At 44.1% G+C, this 17,539-nt stretch carries 19 protein-coding genes; all 19 read right to left on the bottom strand.

The window, feature by feature from the left end:
* Window positions 1–4: 4 nt before the first annotated feature.
* Entirely contained in the window at window positions 5–1,504 is a 1,500-nt protein-coding gene (locus tag U1F02_RS09310) for an exopolyphosphatase (protein ID WP_409990109.1), read from the bottom strand.
* A gap of 58 nt (window positions 1,505–1,562) precedes the next feature.
* A complete protein-coding gene (secB, locus tag U1F02_RS09305) occupies window positions 1,563–2,081 on the bottom strand; it encodes a protein-export chaperone SecB (RefSeq protein ID WP_409990108.1) in 519 nt (172 codons plus the stop codon).
* Between the two features lie 21 nt (window positions 2,082–2,102).
* Window positions 2,103–2,360, bottom strand: a complete 258-nt coding sequence (gene grxC, locus U1F02_RS09300) for a glutaredoxin 3 (protein ID WP_409990107.1) — start codon at window positions 2,358–2,360, stop codon at window positions 2,103–2,105.
* A 29-nt stretch (window positions 2,361–2,389) separates the two neighbouring features.
* A complete protein-coding gene (locus U1F02_RS09295) occupies window positions 2,390–2,803 on the bottom strand; it encodes a rhodanese-like domain-containing protein (RefSeq protein WP_409990106.1) in 414 nt (137 codons plus the stop codon).
* A gap of 13 nt (window positions 2,804–2,816) precedes the next feature.
* The gene (locus U1F02_RS09290) at window positions 2,817–4,493 is read right to left on the bottom strand and encodes a GH39 family glycosyl hydrolase (protein WP_409990105.1); all 1,677 of its coding nucleotides are present in this window, start codon (window positions 4,491–4,493) and stop codon (window positions 2,817–2,819) included.
* A gap of 212 nt (window positions 4,494–4,705) precedes the next feature.
* Window positions 4,706–5,956 carry a tetratricopeptide repeat protein gene (locus U1F02_RS09285; protein ID WP_409990104.1) on the bottom strand — a complete coding sequence of 417 codons (1,251 nt, stop codon included), beginning with the start codon at window positions 5,954–5,956 and terminating at the stop codon, window positions 4,706–4,708.
* A 68-nt stretch (window positions 5,957–6,024) separates the two neighbouring features.
* On the bottom strand, window positions 6,025–6,447 hold the full coding sequence (locus U1F02_RS09280; RefSeq protein WP_409990103.1) for an ExbD/TolR family protein: 423 nt from the start codon (window positions 6,445–6,447) through the stop codon (window positions 6,025–6,027).
* Between the two features lie 32 nt (window positions 6,448–6,479).
* A complete protein-coding gene (locus tag U1F02_RS09275) occupies window positions 6,480–6,893 on the bottom strand; it encodes an ExbD/TolR family protein (RefSeq protein ID WP_409990102.1) in 414 nt (137 codons plus the stop codon).
* Between the two features lie 108 nt (window positions 6,894–7,001).
* A complete protein-coding gene (locus tag U1F02_RS09270; protein ID WP_409990101.1) occupies window positions 7,002–7,874 on the bottom strand; it encodes a MotA/TolQ/ExbB proton channel family protein in 873 nt (290 codons plus the stop codon).
* A gap of 77 nt (window positions 7,875–7,951) precedes the next feature.
* The gene (locus U1F02_RS09265; protein ID WP_409990100.1) at window positions 7,952–8,566 is read right to left on the bottom strand and encodes an energy transducer TonB; all 615 of its coding nucleotides are present in this window, start codon (window positions 8,564–8,566) and stop codon (window positions 7,952–7,954) included.
* A 422-nt stretch (window positions 8,567–8,988) separates the two neighbouring features.
* The gene (locus U1F02_RS09260; RefSeq protein WP_409990099.1) at window positions 8,989–10,257 is read right to left on the bottom strand and encodes an ATP-binding protein; all 1,269 of its coding nucleotides are present in this window, start codon (window positions 10,255–10,257) and stop codon (window positions 8,989–8,991) included.
* Window positions 10,258–10,260: 3 nt separating this feature from the next.
* The gene (locus U1F02_RS09255; RefSeq protein ID WP_409990098.1) at window positions 10,261–10,956 is read right to left on the bottom strand and encodes a winged helix-turn-helix domain-containing protein; all 696 of its coding nucleotides are present in this window, start codon (window positions 10,954–10,956) and stop codon (window positions 10,261–10,263) included.
* A 12-nt stretch (window positions 10,957–10,968) separates the two neighbouring features.
* Window positions 10,969–11,280 carry a DUF3019 domain-containing protein gene (locus tag U1F02_RS09250; protein ID WP_409990097.1) on the bottom strand — a complete coding sequence of 104 codons (312 nt, stop codon included), beginning with the start codon at window positions 11,278–11,280 and terminating at the stop codon, window positions 10,969–10,971.
* 94 nt (window positions 11,281–11,374) lie between these two features.
* A complete protein-coding gene (locus tag U1F02_RS09245; protein ID WP_409990096.1) occupies window positions 11,375–12,241 on the bottom strand; it encodes a MipA/OmpV family protein in 867 nt (288 codons plus the stop codon).
* 108 nt (window positions 12,242–12,349) lie between these two features.
* A complete protein-coding gene (locus U1F02_RS09240; RefSeq protein ID WP_409990095.1) occupies window positions 12,350–12,919 on the bottom strand; it encodes a porin family protein in 570 nt (189 codons plus the stop codon).
* A 104-nt stretch (window positions 12,920–13,023) separates the two neighbouring features.
* Window positions 13,024–14,097: an efflux RND transporter periplasmic adaptor subunit gene (locus U1F02_RS09235; protein WP_409990094.1), complete on the bottom strand. Its 1,074-nt coding sequence runs from the start codon at window positions 14,095–14,097 to the stop codon at window positions 13,024–13,026.
* A gap of 24 nt (window positions 14,098–14,121) precedes the next feature.
* Window positions 14,122–15,381, bottom strand: a complete 1,260-nt coding sequence (locus U1F02_RS09230) for an ABC transporter permease (RefSeq protein ID WP_409990093.1) — start codon at window positions 15,379–15,381, stop codon at window positions 14,122–14,124.
* 3 nt (window positions 15,382–15,384) lie between these two features.
* Window positions 15,385–16,623 (bottom strand): ABC transporter permease, encoded by a 1,239-nt coding sequence (locus U1F02_RS09225; RefSeq protein ID WP_409990092.1) that lies wholly within the window; start codon window positions 16,621–16,623, stop codon window positions 15,385–15,387.
* A gap of 5 nt (window positions 16,624–16,628) precedes the next feature.
* Window positions 16,629–17,339 carry an ABC transporter ATP-binding protein gene (locus tag U1F02_RS09220; RefSeq protein ID WP_409990091.1) on the bottom strand — a complete coding sequence of 237 codons (711 nt, stop codon included), beginning with the start codon at window positions 17,337–17,339 and terminating at the stop codon, window positions 16,629–16,631.
* Window positions 17,340–17,539: the final 200 nt, after the last annotated feature.

Raw genomic sequence — 17,539 nt, 5'->3', positions numbered from 1 at the left:
ATTTTTAGATTATATCCAAGCTATAACCTATATCGTCCAAGTGTCGCATTTCTGTTTCAAGATCTGCAAAGGTGAGCGGATGTTCCTCTAACCATTGCGGCGGTATTTTTAATTTAATTTTTTTCTTGTTAACCGATAGTGTCATGTTCGGCAAACCATCTGCTTTTTTTCCGCGATGAAAAATCACCGCCAGTCGCAACAAAATCGCAAGGTGAATCAGATCTTCATTGCCTGCGGGAAAATGCTTGATGGGGAAACGTTTTCGATGGGCTAAGACGAGCACAGAAAGATGGCTTTGCTCCACACGCGAGCATCCCGCCAAATCCACGTTTTGAACAATATAAGCGCCGTGTTTGTGATAATCGTTGTGCGCTATATCCAAACCCACGGAATATAAACGCGCAGCCCAATTTAACATCTTGCTGGCTTCGCTGTGATTTAAATCCCAGTCATCTGCCACTTGCGACAGAAAATTCAAAGCGGTTGAGGCTACCGCCAAAGATTTTTCCATATTGACGTGAAATCGTGATGCTAAAGCATCGACACTCCCTTGGCGTATATCATGATTTTCTAAACGACCTTTTAAATCGAATAACAAACCTTCACGCAGGGCCCAATCAGCGGCCATCATTTCCGCTATTTGCAAACTTTCAAACAACGCTTTTAAAACAATCACGCCACCTAAAAAGACAGGTTGGCGATCGTCAGATAAACCCGGAATTTTTAAATCGGTACTACCATGTTGGCAGTAAAGTTGAATAATTTTTTCTAAATCCATTAAGCGAATGGTGCCGTTGCTCCATCCAGCTGCTGTGCACACTTTCGCCACCGCTTTAATCGTACCCGATGCACCGAGCACCTGATTCCAACCCTGCTGGATAAATTCATCCGCTACAGGCGCGACCTCTTGCATACAGGCAATAAAAGCTTTGTTGGCATTTTTGTCAGTAACTTTGCCGTCCAAAAAGAATTTTTTGGTAATGGCTACGCAACCCATGTTCAAACTTTCTTTAACAAGTGGCGACATGTTTTCGCCAACAATAATTTCCGTACTGCCACCGCCAATATCCATCACCAAACGCTTGCCATCTTTAGGCGCTATGCAATGCGCAACACCTAAATAAATCAAACGCGCTTCTTCGTCACCCGAAATAATTTCTACGGGATGGCCCAAACGCTGTTGCGCATCTGCCAAAAATTGACTGGAATCATTAATACTGCGGAGCGTTTTGGTACCGACAATGCGCACACTGCGCGACGGATATTCGCGCAAGCGCTCGCCGAATTTTTCAAGGCAGTTGAGCGCACGAATGCGGGCATCTTCGCTGAGTGAACCGTCACTACCCAAACCCCAACCCATACGAACCGGATCACGCAAACGATCCAATACCACCAACTGGTCGTTATCCCATTTGGCAATAATCATGTGAAAGCTGTTGGAGCCCAAATCAATGGCGGCTATGTGACTGGCGTTTGAACGATCGAGGCGAGAAAGGTTGAACATCGACTTTTACACCTGAAGAAAAAATTTGCCCGACGAACGTCGGGCAAATTGGGGAAGATTAATTCAGTGCTGCTTCAGCAGTGCCGGTCTCACCTGCGGCTTCTGCTTGCTGCTGTGCTTGCATAACCGCTTGTGCAAATACCGCATCAAAATTGATAGGTGCCAACATCAAGGGCGGGAAACCACCGCGTGTCAAAATGCTGTCGATTGTTTCGCGCGCGTAAGGGAAAAGAATCTGCGGGCACAAAGTGTTAATCGCGTGGCTCAGTTGAATACCATCCAAACCGTTAATCACAAATAAGCCGCCTTGTTTTACTTCAACCAAAAACACAACTTTGTTGTCGATGCGTGCGGTGATAGTTAATAACAACAGAACTTCAAATAAACCGCCTTCAAGTGGAGTAACTTGAATGTTTAAATCTTGTTGTACGTTGGGCTTCCAAGCTTGGGTAAAGGCATCAAGACCGCTGGGCGTTTCAAATGAAATGTCTTTCAAATAAATTTTTTGAATAGCAAAGCCTGCTTGCGGAACTTGTTGTTCTGGGGTTGCAGCAGCTTGGTTATTTTCTTCACTCATGATAATTCTCTTAATTCCACATTAGTTATTTTGTAAAAGCCCGTCGAGCTTACCTTGTTTGTCCAACGCCCAAAGATCGGTGAAACCACCGACGTGTAAATCGCCAATCCAGATTTGTGGCACAGTGCGCTGTCCACTCTTCTGCATCATTTCCACACGCAGCTCAGGATTTTGGTCGACACGAATTTCTTCCACGTCCACACCTTTTTGCGCCAACAGTTTTTTGGCGTTCACGCAGTAAGGGCAAACTGCAGTGGTGTACATTAAAACTCGCGCCATTTTCCTACCCTTTTTGATTTGTCTTTAAACTATTTACCTTTGACTAATGGCAAATTTTGGTTTTGCCATTCGCTAATACCGCCGGACAATCTGCGTACGTCAAAGCCTTCTTTAGCCAATTGACGCCCCGCCGTGCCAGCGTACTGACCCATCTTGTCTACGATGATAATGGTTTTGCTTTTGTATTTTTCAAGCGTGGCCAAGTCGCTATTAATGCGTTCGTAGGGAATATTAATGGCATCTACCAAATGACCCGCTTTGAATTCAGCGCTAGGGCGAATATCCAAAACAACCGCTTTATCGGCATTTACTAATGCGGTTAATTGATTGTTTGTAATAGGTACGCCGCTTTTAACGCGCTCACGCATTGTGTAAACGATGACCAGTACCGCTAAAAGGCTGGTCAGCATCCATTCTTGAATTAAAAACTGAAAAAAACTCACAATCTATGCTCTCTTAATTCTGATTGGGCTCAAGTAGCAACAGGGATACACCTTGTCGAGGCAGCTTGAAGCGTAAATTTACCACACCCTTGTTGGCGGCCAGCATTTTATCATTAATAACGGCAAGTTCTGATGCTTTTATTAGCTCCGCTCGTTGCGAATTTGAGGGGGCAATGGGTGATCCCATCTTTATCCATGCGGTGTAACTATTGGAAAACTCTTTATCAACCCGGTAATGGGTCAATTTAAGTTGTTTTGAAAGATTCGATGGAAGGTGATTTACCGTCAGTTGGATGTCCGCATCGGGGCCGGGAATATCTTGATCGTGATAATGCCACACGAGAACGTAAATTTTGTCCTTATCCGACGACGCGCTGACACCTACATCGGCATTGTCTCTCACGCCATTCGCCATTATTTCGTCTGTCGATAATTGTGCGGTGGATGTTGCCGCTAGCTTTTGCCCGCGCATTTTCGCAAACATCTTAAAGGTGTTCATAACGGGCAAGTCTATTCCGGCAGATGTTAGCTGGCGAAAGCCTGCGAAATAGGGTTGGTCTTCAAACTCGAACGACCAGGAAAGAATACCTTCCAGCTTAATTCGCTGACGTTCCGCTAACTGCTGCAAACGTGGAAATGAAGCAGCCGTGTAACTGGAATAAAGCGTTCCGTTTCGATAGGCATTTGCCGGCCCCTGACATGCGGCGCAACCTTCTGGATCTGACTCGCCAATGATCACTGGCTTATTTCGCAGCTCCGGGTCTTGCGCGATTTGGGAGAACTCATGATTGGCGGCTTTAAGATGAGTGTTTAGTCCCATTTGAACAAATGAATGTCCGCTCTCCTGCGTTATAGTCGTAGGAGCACCTTTGGCGTGGAAAGATAGAAAGTCAGTCGGTATGTTATTTTTCTTCACATGTTGGATGAATTTCGTCATGAAATCATCTCCGGCACCGGCGATATCTGGCCCGCCGACACGCGCTTCAGGCAAAGCCCGACGCACAGCTCGCATAGCAGCGTCATGTAATTTAAAAAATTCTTCTTGTGTGCCGCCCCAGTAATACTGAGGTAAGTTTGGCTCATTCCATGTCTGCCAATACCAGGTAGCAACTTCTTCACGACCGTAACGTTCTACGCAATGGCGAACCCATTGATAAACCAGTTCTTCCCAACGCCCATAATCCTTCGGTGGGTAAGCCCAGCCGGTGCGGATGTTACCGCTACCGGGGCGAAATTCGTGCTGATAGGGGATTGGTTTTACTGAAAGAGCCTCGGGCATAAACCCAATCTCGACATAAGGGCGAACTCCGCGTTCACGATAGGTATCGAAAATTCGGTCTACAATTTCCCAATCATAAATAGGATTTCCATTGGCATCTTCCGTGTAGGCGTTTGTCGACCCCCACTTAAGGGCAGCAGTGCCGTCACCTGTTGTTAGTAAATTGTGCGTCCGAAAATAAACCTTGTCGGGACTTAGAGCACCCAGCTTAGACAGGGTTGTACGACCATCTTTCATGGTTGCGTAATTTGCCTCGTCGGCACCGAAGAATCTCCAAACAGGATTTATCGCGCCTTGGCTTTTATTTGCATCAACTTTTATCGTCACAGGGAATGATGCAGGTTCAGCGAAAATACCTGTTGCCGAACATAGACTTGTTAGTATTAGAAATTTAAGAAATAGATTATTCATCTTGTGCTCGCCAATAGCCTCGTGGATTCTGTTTCGGTTTTATCGAGGTTTCGATGCTGAAGTGAACCAAGTGAAACTAAATTGGGTTCACCGGTAACGCGGGAAATTGTTAGTTATTATTGAAGTAGGATGGAAGAGTAGAAATAGTTTTGATTTGAATACTCTTTTAACAAGACATAAAAAAGCCCGCTTACGCGGGCTTTTTTATTCGATTACTTCTTAGCGTACATTACCCAAAGCTGAGCAACACGAGCCAAGTTAGACTTATCTGAAACTGATTGGAAAGCTTTGATAGCTTCAGCTTTTTTACCAGAGTTCAAGTATGCAACGCCTAGACGAACGTAAGATTCATCAATTGATTTCAAACCGCCTTTAGCAATTGCGCTTTGAATGGTAGAAATTGCTTTGTCGTTCAAACCGTGACCCAAGTAGGCAGCACCGATTTTGGCCAATGGTTCACCATTTGGTTTGCCGGCAGCTTCTTTCGCAGTTGCATCAAGAGTTGCAAGGTCAGCAGCAGCATCTGATTTAGCGCGATTCAACAACTTGGTAGTACGCTCTGAATTAGGTACTACGCCAGCGGCCAAACCTGCTTCGATTGCAGCTTTAGCATCGCCAGAATCCAACATAGACAAAGACAATTCAGCCATGTCGTTGTAGTCTTCCGCAGTCATTGCGCCAACTGCTTTCTTCAAACGATAGTATTCAATTTTTTCTCTATCTGAAAATGACACTTCGTTACGAGCGATTTTCAGCATGTCATTCCAGTACTCTGGAGATGGATAAAGCTCTAACAATTTTGCCAATACGTCGGCGTAAGCAGCGTTGTTACCCAATTTTGAGTAGCTGTAGCCCAAGATTTGCAACCAGTTTTTGTCTGCTGGCTTCTTAGCAGCTTCAGCTTGCTTGATTAGCTTTTGAGCATATTCAGCAGAATTTTTGTAATCGCCTTTTTTGAAGTAGGCTTGCATCAAACCAACATATACATCGTTGTTAGCAGGATAGTTTTTAAGATATCTATCGTAAGCTTCGATACCCTTTGAGTAATCACCCAAAGATAAATACAACTCTGCGAGAGTATTCAAGCGTTGACCCACTTGATCAGCAGGAACTTGGTTTGCAGCCAACATGGCTTCGTATACTTTTGCTACGCCAGCGTAGTCTTTCAATTGCACCAAGCAAGCGGCTTTGAATTCGTTAGTTACTTGTTCTTCGTAAGCACTTTTGCCAGAGATAGGAACAACTTTCTCATTAATAATGGCTAAAGCTTCTTTCCACTTTTTCTCGCCCATTAATTTTTGAGCTTCGCCAAGAGGCTTCATTTTTGAACTGAGTTGCTGAGCTTTTTCAGCTGCCATAACAGCGGGAGCAAACACTGCTGAAACAGTCGTTATACCGGTTGTTAAAGCCACTACAAATGAAACTGATTTTGCTATTCCAAAGAAATTCTTTTTAACACACATAACTATGTTTACCAATAAGGTTACTGCTTGCAGCAAGGTTAAGCACTAATGCGAAAAAACGCTGGAGATTACTCCAGCGCTTCGTTACCTAATATACCAATGTTTTTTACACCCAAACGCTGTGCGGTAGCTAACACTTTAGCAACAGAATCATACTTTGCTAACTTGTTGGGCTTTAAGTGAATCTCTGGACGAGGCTCCGCTTTTGCTGCTTGAAGTAAATAACTTTTTAACTGATCACCGCTAGAAACAACTTCGGAGTTCCAGTAAATCGAGCCATCGAAGTCAACTACGATATCAATTACTGGCGGTGGTACATCTGGCGGTGGGTTATTGGTCACCGGCATGTCTAACTTCACCGCGTGAGTTTGCGGGGGGAGAGACATAATTAGCATTACAATGAGTACGAGCATCAAGTCGATAAGAGGAGTGGTGTTCATCTCCACCATCATATCGCCTTCGCCGCTCCCACTCCCAACATTCATACCCATGATGAATTACCTTTTATTGTGGAACCATCAACTTAATGATGTTCAGGTGAAGTGATGAAGCCCACACGGACAATACCCGCTTTTTGGCAATAAGCTACTACACGACCTACTGGTTCGTAGCGCGAGCTTAGATCACCGCGGATATGCACTTCTGGCTGAGGCTTAATTGGAGCTTTAGCTCTTAAATTAGCCAACAAATCTTCTTTCGTTACTGGAACGTTGTTCCAATAAGTTTCACCAGCCGCGTCTACCGAAATGACGATATTTTCAGGCTTGGATTGTGTTGGAATATTTGAAACGTTTGGCAGTTGAACCGGAACAGTTTTTAACACTACCGGTACAGCAATCAAAAATACGATCAGAAGTACCAACATAACGTCAACCAATGGGGTTGTGTTAATCGTGGAGTTCAGTTCGGTATTATCGCCGCCTTCGGATATATTCATGCCCATCTTGAGATACCTCGGTTACAAGTTTTTACTTATGACTAACCCATCAGAAGCCAAACAGCCCTGTCTGGATTAGTCATCAGGTATTAAACCGTTAGTGTAAAATTACTTGTCGCCGCCACGAACACCTACTACGAGGTATGCGTGAACATCTGAACCGAAAGCATTCAATGCTTCGCCGGCAACTTTGTTACGACGAACCAACCAGTTGTAGAGGAATACCGCAGGAACCGCTACACCCAAACCGATTGCAGTCATGATCAAAGCTTCACCCACTGGACCAGCAACTTTATCGATTGATGGTTGGCCAGATTGAGCAATTGCGATCAACGCGTGGTAAATACCCCATACGGTACCGAACAAACCTACGAATGGAGAAGAAGAAGCTACGGTTGCCAATACAGCCATACCACCTTGCAAATCGTTAGTTACGTTAGCAATTGAACGTTGTACTGACATGCTTACCCAAGATTCCAAATCAATCTTGTTAGCGTCGTGTTGTTTAACAGCTTTCAAACCATCTTCAGCTACTGCACGGAAAGCGCTGTCTGCTTTGAGGTTATTAACGCCGTCTTGCAAGCTCTTAGCATCCCATACTTTACGGGCTTCAGTAGCTTGGCTGAACAGTTTAGATTGAACCATCAACTTGATAGCAGCAATGTACCAAGTAGAAGCTGACATGATGATCATAAGGATCAATACGGTTTTAGTAACCGCGTCACCTTCTTTCCACAATTTACCCATACCGTAAGGTGTTTCCGCACCAGCGGTACTTTCGTTAGCTGAGTCAATTGCGCTTGCAGAATCAGTTGCTGGAGCTGGAGCAGCAGCTTCAGGAGCTGGGGCGGCAGCGTCGGCAGCTGGAGCAGCGTCAGCAGCTGGGGCAGCGGTGTCTTGAGCGAAAGCTGAACTAACGAGGAAATGCTGACCACCTAAAGCCAACGCTAGAATTAAAACAGATGAAAGTTTTTTTAACATTTTTCAAACCCTGCAGTTAACGTAAATTTAAAGATCTATTTTTTGTGATTGAGTGACATGAGACCTAAGCGAAAAGCTTAGTTCTTGGCGTCCTCAATCCTCCATGTGAATTTAATTGGATTCCAGCATGCAACAGGCTTATCGCCAACCATACAAGGAATAAATTTCCAAGAGCGAATTGCATGTTTCTGCGCGGCTTCGTCAAGTCTTGTTGAACCACTGCTACATGAAATCTGAGCATCCTGAACTTTACCGTCTTCGCCTATGTAGAGGTTGAGACAGGTAGTACCAGCTTCACCTAAACGAATAGACGCAGCGGGATATTCAGGCTTGGAAAGACCTTTTGGCCCCACTTTCGCCTTGGTTTGGTTTACCGGAGCTTCAACTTTTTTCTCTGTTCTTTGAACGTTCTGAATAGCTGCTGGTGCAGGTGCATCAGGAACAAAGTCAAGCGATGGCGGAGGAACAAAATCTGGTGGTGGTGGTTTTACCTCTGGCGGAGGTGGAGGTGGAAGTTCCTCTTTTACGATTTCTTCCTCTTTAACATCTGCCTTAAGGATTTCAATTGCGTTTTTTACAACTTCGCGGTCAAGGCCAGCGGCCAGACCCCAGATTAGCAGTACGTGGAATACGACTACGATAATTAAACCCGTAGAGCGCTGTCCCGCACTTTTCTTGACGTGATATGACATAACTTAGCTGCCACCTTCTGAATTTCACCTGCAAAAAATGACATCGCAGTACAAACAAACCCGATATTTTGGCAGTTGTATCCACAATCTCACGGAGTAAGCGCCTAAAGCCCGAGCCTTAGTGGCTAACAGTATAGCTAGGTTAACCGGCGATTAAGACTTTATTAACAAACTCTGACAATTTTTTAGGTTATTTTTGGTTTATGCATGGGCAGACGCGCTACCCCTCCTAAAAAACGGGGCTATAGTAGCTGCTCTTAAACACCAAGAAAAGCGCTATTTAAGCCAAATCCAAGGTTTACCTTCAAATATTTGGCATATAAATCCGCCGAATTTTTGCGGTTACAACTTTGAACTATAACCCGCACCGATTTTCCAGCAAATGCGCTATATCTCTGCGGGAGTTAATTACTGAAATCCACCTAGCGGGCCCATTTTAGCGTGAATGCAGCGCCACCGAGCTGAGAGCGACCACAGATTGCGACACCAGAATGCCAATCCATGATCCGCCTGACCAAAGCTAGCCCAAGTCCGAATCCGGTTCTGTTCGGTATGTCACTGTAAATACGAACAAAAGCTTCGAAAACTCGCTCCTGATCTTCCTTCGCTATACCGGGGCCGTCATCTTCGACAGAGATAATAAAATCATCATCTTGAATCTCTAGACCAACCCTAATCTTGCTTTTAGCGTAATCCAAGGCGTTGTGAATAAGGTTTTGAATCGCCGTTTGCATGAGTGACCATTCGCACTTCATAACTAATCCGTTAGTCTTGTCTGCAATCTCAACTTCAATATTCCCTTCAATATGATTTGTAAGGCGGCCCACAACTTCTTGAACCAAATCCTGAATGTGTCCTTCACGTTGATTTAATTGCTGTGACTGAGGATCAAACGCAGCATATGCGAGAAAAGAATTGATCAGCGCTTCCATCTCAGCAATATCGCGTTTGATACTGGACATTTGGCGCAGCAAACTCGGTGAAAGATGTTGATCTTCTGTCATCGCCAAAGCGAACTTCATTCGCGCTAAAGGCGTACGCAATTCATGGGACACCGCGAGCGTCATTTCTTTTTGCGAACGCAAAATATCGTCAAGCCGCTTCGCCATGGAATTAAAAACCTTGGCAAAGGGATAAAGAATGGAACGGGAAGAAATAGCAATGCTTGTCTGCTGCGACTCGCCACCCATTTGCTGCGCATGTTGCGTTAAGCGCGATAAATCCCGCGTCAAAGGCCACACCCATAAAAAGATGACCACTGCAATTGCGCCATAAAAGACCACAATAAACAGAACATATAATTCGCTATGTCTACTAAGTTCCGTTGCATATGAAAGCATCAAAACTTCGTCTGAATCATGGATACGTTTATAAAAATAGTTGGTATGCGAATCCGAAGCGGCAACAACATCGCCACGTTTAATTTCTTCCACTAATGAAGTTTTTGAAAAATCAGAGAGCGAGATCAAGCTGGCTTTAAAATGATGTTTGGCTGAAAGATTTTCCAAGGCCGCTTGTCTATTCTGCGCTTGTGTTTGCAGCGATTGTTCTAAAACATTTAACAGGTCCACTACCGTAGAATCTATGGCTAGCGGTGGATTGATTTCGTCCCAGAATTTATTGAGCATTGCGCCCAATAATAGAATGGATAAGGCAATTATCAGATACAGCGACACAAAAGCGCGGTTCATTATTTAACTCCACGCATTTGCGACGAAAAGATAGCCTTTTCCCCAAATGGTTTTTATGCGGGTTGGATTTTCTGGATTGTCAGATAATTTCTTTCTCAATTGGGAAATGCGAACATCAATGGTGCGATCTAAACCATCGTATTCGCGGTTATAGATTTGATTAAACAAATATTCGCGACCAATAACTTGTCCGGCATGTTTTGCCAGTGCGACTAACAAATCAAACTCGTGACTGGATAAATTTATATCTTGACCATCCAGCTGGACTTTACGGGCAGTCGGTTGAATTAATAATTTATCAAAAACCAAATTTTCCTGCTCAACGCTGTCCTGTTGGTAATAACGCCGCATCAAAGCACGCACACGCGCTAACAGAACCCTGGGCTCTACCGGTTTTATCACGTAATCATCCGCACCAAATTCCAAACCTAAAACCTGATCGATATCTTCATTGCGTGCGGTGAGCATTAAAATGGGACCGCGATATTGGGGGCGTAACTCCTGACAAATAGTTAAGCCATCTTTTCCGGGCAGCATTAAATCCAAAATCACTAAAGTTGGATTCAATTGTTGGCACTGGCGCAAAACTCGATTGCCATTGCCTTCAACCGTTACGATAAATTCATTAGCTTCCAGATAATCTTTGACTAAATCTGCTAAGCGGCGATCATCTTCAACCAGCAAGATATGATTTTTCATTTTGATTCTCGTTTAGAAAAAGCTCCATGGGTTGCGACGGGAACGCTGAAATTTCTTTTGCGCACTAATTACTTGAAAGGCTTGCTGTGCCAACAAAGTCTGACTATTCATTTCACGTAATTCAAAAACAGTTGTTGTTGCAATTACTTGATTAAATTCTGCTTTGCCCGCGTTTACATTTTCCCAGCATTCAATTGGCGTTTTACTCGCTTGTTGATATAAACATAACGAATAATTTTGATTGTTATGCGCTTTCCATTCTGCCGTCAGCAAATCGCGACACTGAGTCTCAGCTTCTGACAGCACACAAATATTTGGTTTCATTGTAAATTCCACGGCGGGCGCTTTATCAGCGAAACACCTGTGATCGATCAAAACCGTGCAGCCAATTATGCTTATTATGGCGAGCGACTTTCCTTTAAAAATGGTACACCCCCCCAGCAAATACTGTAATCACATTATTCTGGGTAACCAAAGGACTGTTTGAAATGGAATGGCTCAAGTGGCGATAGCTAGTAAAAAATCGCAAGCTCCAATGCTCGTCCAATTCATAGGACCAATCAAAGCGCAGTAAACCGGTTAAGCCCGCCATAGGTCTGTAAGAAAAATTTCCGGGAGAATCTTTCTCAGGCAAACCGTAAAAATAATTAATCGTTGCAGAGTCTTGCCAATTAGCACCGATTGTTAATTTTACATCGTGCTTGCCAAGCCCCAGATCTTTGCTCAAGCCTAAACGAAGCTCGTTTCCATCGTAATAACCTGTCACTTCGTGGAAAGCCTGTAGCTGAACATTCAGATCGTAAATACTTCGGTTGTATTCCAACCCCGCCAGGGCTGCCATATCGCGATCGTGCAAGCGACTTTTATCTATTGAGCGATTGTTGTCCTCTCGTGAGGGGCTATCTTTTACAGCGGCGGACATATTCCCCAGTGAGGAGCGATCAACAAAATTTGAAATATCCCATTCATTGAAAAAAATTTGATCGTAACTGGGAGTGACCAATAAATTGAGCGCCTGCGTATTATTTTCCGCTAGCCTAAAACCTAGATCCAAATTCTGGATAAAAAATCGGTCACCCTGATAACTGAACTGAGGAAGGACTAACAGCGGAATATCTTTGTTATCCATAACAGGATTAGTGCGTACTCCAAGACCAAGAGCAACACTAAATTGCCAGCGCGACTCATCGTCTTCTGCACGGCAGCTTGAGGAGCTGGCCAATTGGAATATCAGCAGACCTATAACGGCAAAAATTCGGTAATTGATACATGGTTTGATAATCATGGCCTAGCCCTTTACGCATAACACGCTAGTTATACCGCCAAACCGGGTGGGAATCTGTAATCTTTTGTGAGTGGCCAGCGAGGTGCTGGCCAGCCAGATAGAGCATTATTAGAAGCGGTAATCGATATTTACACTCGCCAGATTTGGCTTGCGGCTGATTTCTTCACAGATATTTTTATATTCGATGTTGATGTTGAAATGCTCATTAATCACGAAGCCAACACCCAAGCCGTAAGAATAGCCGGACGCCGAATCATCGGAACTACTCACTAGCTTGCCGGCTCCGTCAAAGGTTTTGCCGGAGCTATTAAGGTGGGTATAGCCCAGCAACGCATAAAGCTTGGCTTCGTCGTTCACCAATTCAGGTTTGTAGTAAATACTCTGATAGCTGCCAATGTCGCGCTCCAGCTTTCCGTTTTGCAATTGTCCATTTGTGTCGAAATAACTCTTACTTTCGCCTGTAGTTTGGCCATTACCTAAACGCAGCTCTACACCAAGCGCGGCGTTGTATTTGTAACCGCCAAAAAGCTCCATTGCGCGAATACGACTAAGGTTATCTATGCCGTCTTGCAAATCATCAATGCTGGCTACACCTGCACCTATATAAAAGCCGCGCTCGTTATCCGCAAGCGCCGGCAAAGTGAGGAGACTAAGAGCTAAGACGCATAACTTTTTCATGGGCAATCCTGAGGGAGTTAACAGTGGGATGACCCATGATAGCGGTCTGAAGGGCATAAAAAAAGCATCGGCCGAGGCGATGCTTTTTTTGGGGTGTATAAGGATTAGCGATGTTTAACTTTATCTGTCGCTTTCAAGCCAGACACTATTTCGATATTAATGCCGTCGGATATACCTGTTTTCACTTCGCGCTTTTCAAATTTCTGTGGCGCTGTTTCCACTTCAACGAAACTGGCTTTTTCTTCCAGAATTAAATTTCCCTCGTTAATCGCCAAAACATTTTCTTTTTTGTCCAACACAATATCAGCATTAGCGCTGTAATTTGAGCGAAGGAATAAATCTTTATTTAATTTAACGGCCGCTCGAATCGTAAACTTGATGGTGCCTTGATCTGTTACACCTTTAGGAGACACATATTCCAAGACTGCACTGAAAGGTTTGCCTTGAAGAGCGCCAATGTTCAATACCAGCTCCATACCTTCTTTTAATTTTCCGACTTCAGATTCGTCGACCAAACCTTCAAAAATCATATCGTTCATATCGGCCAGAATGGCAAGCGAGGTACCTGATTGGAAAGTACTGGATTCAACGATAAATGCGCCCTCTTTGTTAGGTACATCTAACACCATTCCGTCGACTGTCGCTGGAATCAGGTTTGATACCTTGTCGGAGTTCTTGGTCGCGCCAGATTTCAAAAGTAGCAAGGAGTTTTCAGCATTATTAACCGCTTCACGTTGCAAGTTATAAGACACGAGGAATTTGTTGTATTCAGATTCAGAAATTAATTTTTGGGCGAACAAGCGTTTTTGACGGTTGTATTCAATCTCCGAATTTTGCAAATTAATTTTTGCCGTTTGTAATTGTGATTCTGCTGAGTTCACATTGAGCATATTAGGGCGCAAGGTAATCTTTGCCAGTATGTCGCCCTTTTTAACCGTTTGACCGGCAACGACGTAAACTTTTTCCACCACACCGGATACTTGCGATTTAACTTCGATTTCGCGGCGGGGAATGACTTTACCCGTGGCCACTGTTTTCTTAACGATTGTTGTTTTTACGGGTGTGTCTGTAGTGTATACCTCTGGTTTTGCCTGAGATTTTTTGACAAGGAAAACGGCCGTGCCAACAAACACAAACAGAACCAATGCTAGAAATCCGTATTTAAATATCTTTTTCATCGTTTAATTCCAATTAATAAAAAATTATTCATCTTGTAACGCAAGTATGGGATTCACTTTTGCCGCTTTGGACGCTGGGAGCAACGCAGCAACAAGACCTGCAGTAACCAAAACGGTTAGGGCAACAATTCCCGTGTGTAAATCCATGGATAAGTTTTTAAACATGTCGTTGCCGCTCATGGATAACACTTTATTTACGAGCTCTAGAAAGAAAACACCCACGACCAAACCGGAATAACCCGCGAGAATGGTTACCGCTAAAGATTCTTGGATAATCATCATGACGATAGAGAACGGCGTTGCGCCTAGCGCTTTGCGTAAACCAATTTCGCGCGTACGCTCTTTTACAACAATGAGCATGATGTTACTCACACCAATGGCTCCCGCCATAATGGTGCCAATGGCAACAATCCAACTGAACACGCTAATGCCTGTGAACAAGCCATAAACCTGGTCAAAGATTCGTTGCATGTTAAATTTCCCAAAAACAGAATTGTCTTTGGGGTGTAATTGATGACGTTCGCCTAAAAGTTGAATGGCTTTGTCTTGAATTGCGTAAGCGTCATACCCAGGCTTGGGGATAATTAAAATGCTTCCGATCCACGATAGCTGGTTGAAGGAGTAGCGTAAGGACGCATTGGGCATATAGAGCTTTTCGGTATCCGACCCATCTGAGCCTACGTTACTGCTTTTAAAAATACCCACTACCTGAAAGTTAATGCCGGCAACGTTCACGAAACTTCCAATGGCCGTTTCGCCTGATTTGAATAAATTTTCTTTTACTTTTTTACCAATAATGACAACTTTGCGCCGTTCAGTTTCATCTGCTCGATTGAAACCTCGCCCCTCGATCATTTCAATCTGATGCATGGACTCCAGGCCTTGATATGAACCTTCAATGGAGTAACTACCGCTGTTCGTTTTATAGGTGGTATAGGCCGGCGATCCACTCCAACGCCCCACACTATTTTGTGCGTAGATATTTTCAGCACCTTCAAGTCTTTGCTTCAGGTAACGAATATCTTCGTCTTTAAACTGAATCCAACGACCCAGGGGCTTACCTTGAAACGCCATTTGCGTGGGGTTTTGAATCCAGATAAAAATTGCATTCGGCATTTTTTTAAGTGTTTCGGTTGATGCGTTTTCCAAACCCCTACCCGCTCCTATGAGCAAGCTGAGCATGAATATTCCCCAAAAAACGCCGAATGCCGTAAGCAACGTACGCAGTTTGTGCTTGCGTAACGAAAACCAGATCTCTTGCCATTTATCCAAATCAAAAAACATTATTTATTCCTGCTTCATGGCTTCGATGGGTGATACACGGGCTGCGCGTGATGCTGGGATAAAACCTGCTACAGCACCGACGCTGACAAGAATAATGATGGCGGTTGCAGCCACACCGAAATCGACTTCGGGATGTTTAAAAAACATCATCTTTCCGCCGGCTTTTTCAAGCACAAAAGACACGAGCTCCAACAAGCCGACACCTAATACAAGACCTATATATCCGGCAACTGTTGTCACCAAAATAGATTCCATAATCAAGGTTGCGACAATCCCTTTTGGTGTTGCGCCCAATGCTTTGCGAATACCAATTTCGCGTGTCCGCTCTTTCACGGTAATAATCATAATATTGCTTACGCCAACAATGCCCGCCATAAGCGTTCCAATTCCCACGAACCAAATAAGCGTATTGATGCCAAGGAAAACCTTGTTTAAACCCTCAACATTTTTAGCGCGATTCATGGAATCAATTCCGCGGTTATCATCTGGCGCTACTTTGTGCCGCTCTTTGAGCATTTTTAAAATTTTTTCTTCGAGGACAATACCGTCAGCACCGAATTTAGGCCGCACATAAACCGTGTCGGCGTAGGTGTCATAACGAAATACGGTTTTAAAGGTTGAAAGCGGAATGTAAATTCGATTTGCCGCCATGCCCATGTTGTCGTCATCATCAAAAACAGCAACAACCTTAAAAAAAATGCCATTGAGCTTTATATCTTTACCTGCCGCTGAATTCACATCGCCAAACAAACGCTCGGCAACAGGCTTGCCTATAACGGCAGATTTACGACGCTCAAGATGATCGAGCTCGTTGAGTTTTCTTCCCGCTAAAATCGGTAGTTTTTCTTTAATGAGAAAATATTGCTCATCTACGCCAGAAAGCTGAAAACTCCCCGTTGATTTGTCGCGCGCAACCTGTACACCACCTTTGCTATTTTCAACAGATACATAGCGAACGGAGGGAAATGTATTTTGAATAAGACTTGCATCTTCTTGTGTGAGACGAATGCTGGAACCTATTTTTGTTCCAGCATAGGCAACTTTGGTAACGCCGCCGACAAATGAAATTGTATCTGTTGCAACCGTACCAAAGCCCTGCTCTATACCGTTACGCATGCCTTGACCGGAGCCAAGCATTAAGATGAGCATGAAAATTCCCCAGAACACACCGAAGCCGGTAATCACGGTTCTGAGTTTGTTTTGCCGCAAGCTGTAGAGTATTTCTTGTAAGCCGTCGAACATAATGCTTAACCCGAAATGCTGTCTGCGTGCTCAGCATGCAGCGCGTTTTGTTTACCTGCGACAATCAATCCATCTTTCAGAATAATTTGGCGTTGGGTTTGATCGGCAATATCTTGTTCGTGAGTTACGATCACGATGGTGTTACCCATTTGGTGAACGTCTTTTAGCAAAGTCATCACTTCCTGAGTGGTTTGGCTATCCAAAGCACCAGTGGGTTCGTCGGCAAGAATAACTTTTGGTTTTGTTACCAGTGCTCGTGCAATCGCGACACGCTGTTTTTGGCCGCCAGATAATTCATTCGGCATAAAAGTTGCGCGATGATCTAGGCCCACCATCTCTAAATACTGCGCGGCGCGATAATTGCGTTCCTTGCGTCCAACACCTTGGTAATACAGTGGTAAAGCCACGTTTTCAGTGGCGTTTTTAAAGGGAAGCAAATTAAACGATTGAAAAACAAAACCGAGCAATTCATTGCGCAACTTGGCTGCGGTTTTTTCTTTGAGATGTTTGATTTCGCGGCCAGCGAGAAAATATTCACCTTCATCATGGCTATCCAAAATACCCAGAATGTTCAACAAGGTGGATTTACCCGAGCCAGAAGAACCCATAATAGATACCAACTCGCCCTCGCGAATATGCAGATCGATTCCCTTCAACACATGTAAGGGCTGCTCGCCGGAGTGGTAGTATTTATGGATGTTATGCAGTTTGATCATAGTCCGTTCACTTAAGGATGCAGATGACAGATTGCCAAGCTAAATCACTATTTGGCGCATTTCTTATTTCTTTACGTTCGTTAACAAAGACATGACAAGTGTCAGCGCTATAAATTCCCACAACCGGCTCGACCCTGAATATGGGAAGCTAAATTGAAGTTGAGCTTTAAGTCTTACCTTCTTGGACGCGACTTGTGGCA

Source organism: Cellvibrio sp. (assembly GCF_046347455.1).
Taxonomy (GTDB): Bacteria; Pseudomonadota; Gammaproteobacteria; order Pseudomonadales; family Cellvibrionaceae; genus Cellvibrio.
This window is presented reverse-complemented; position numbering and strand designations above follow the sequence as displayed.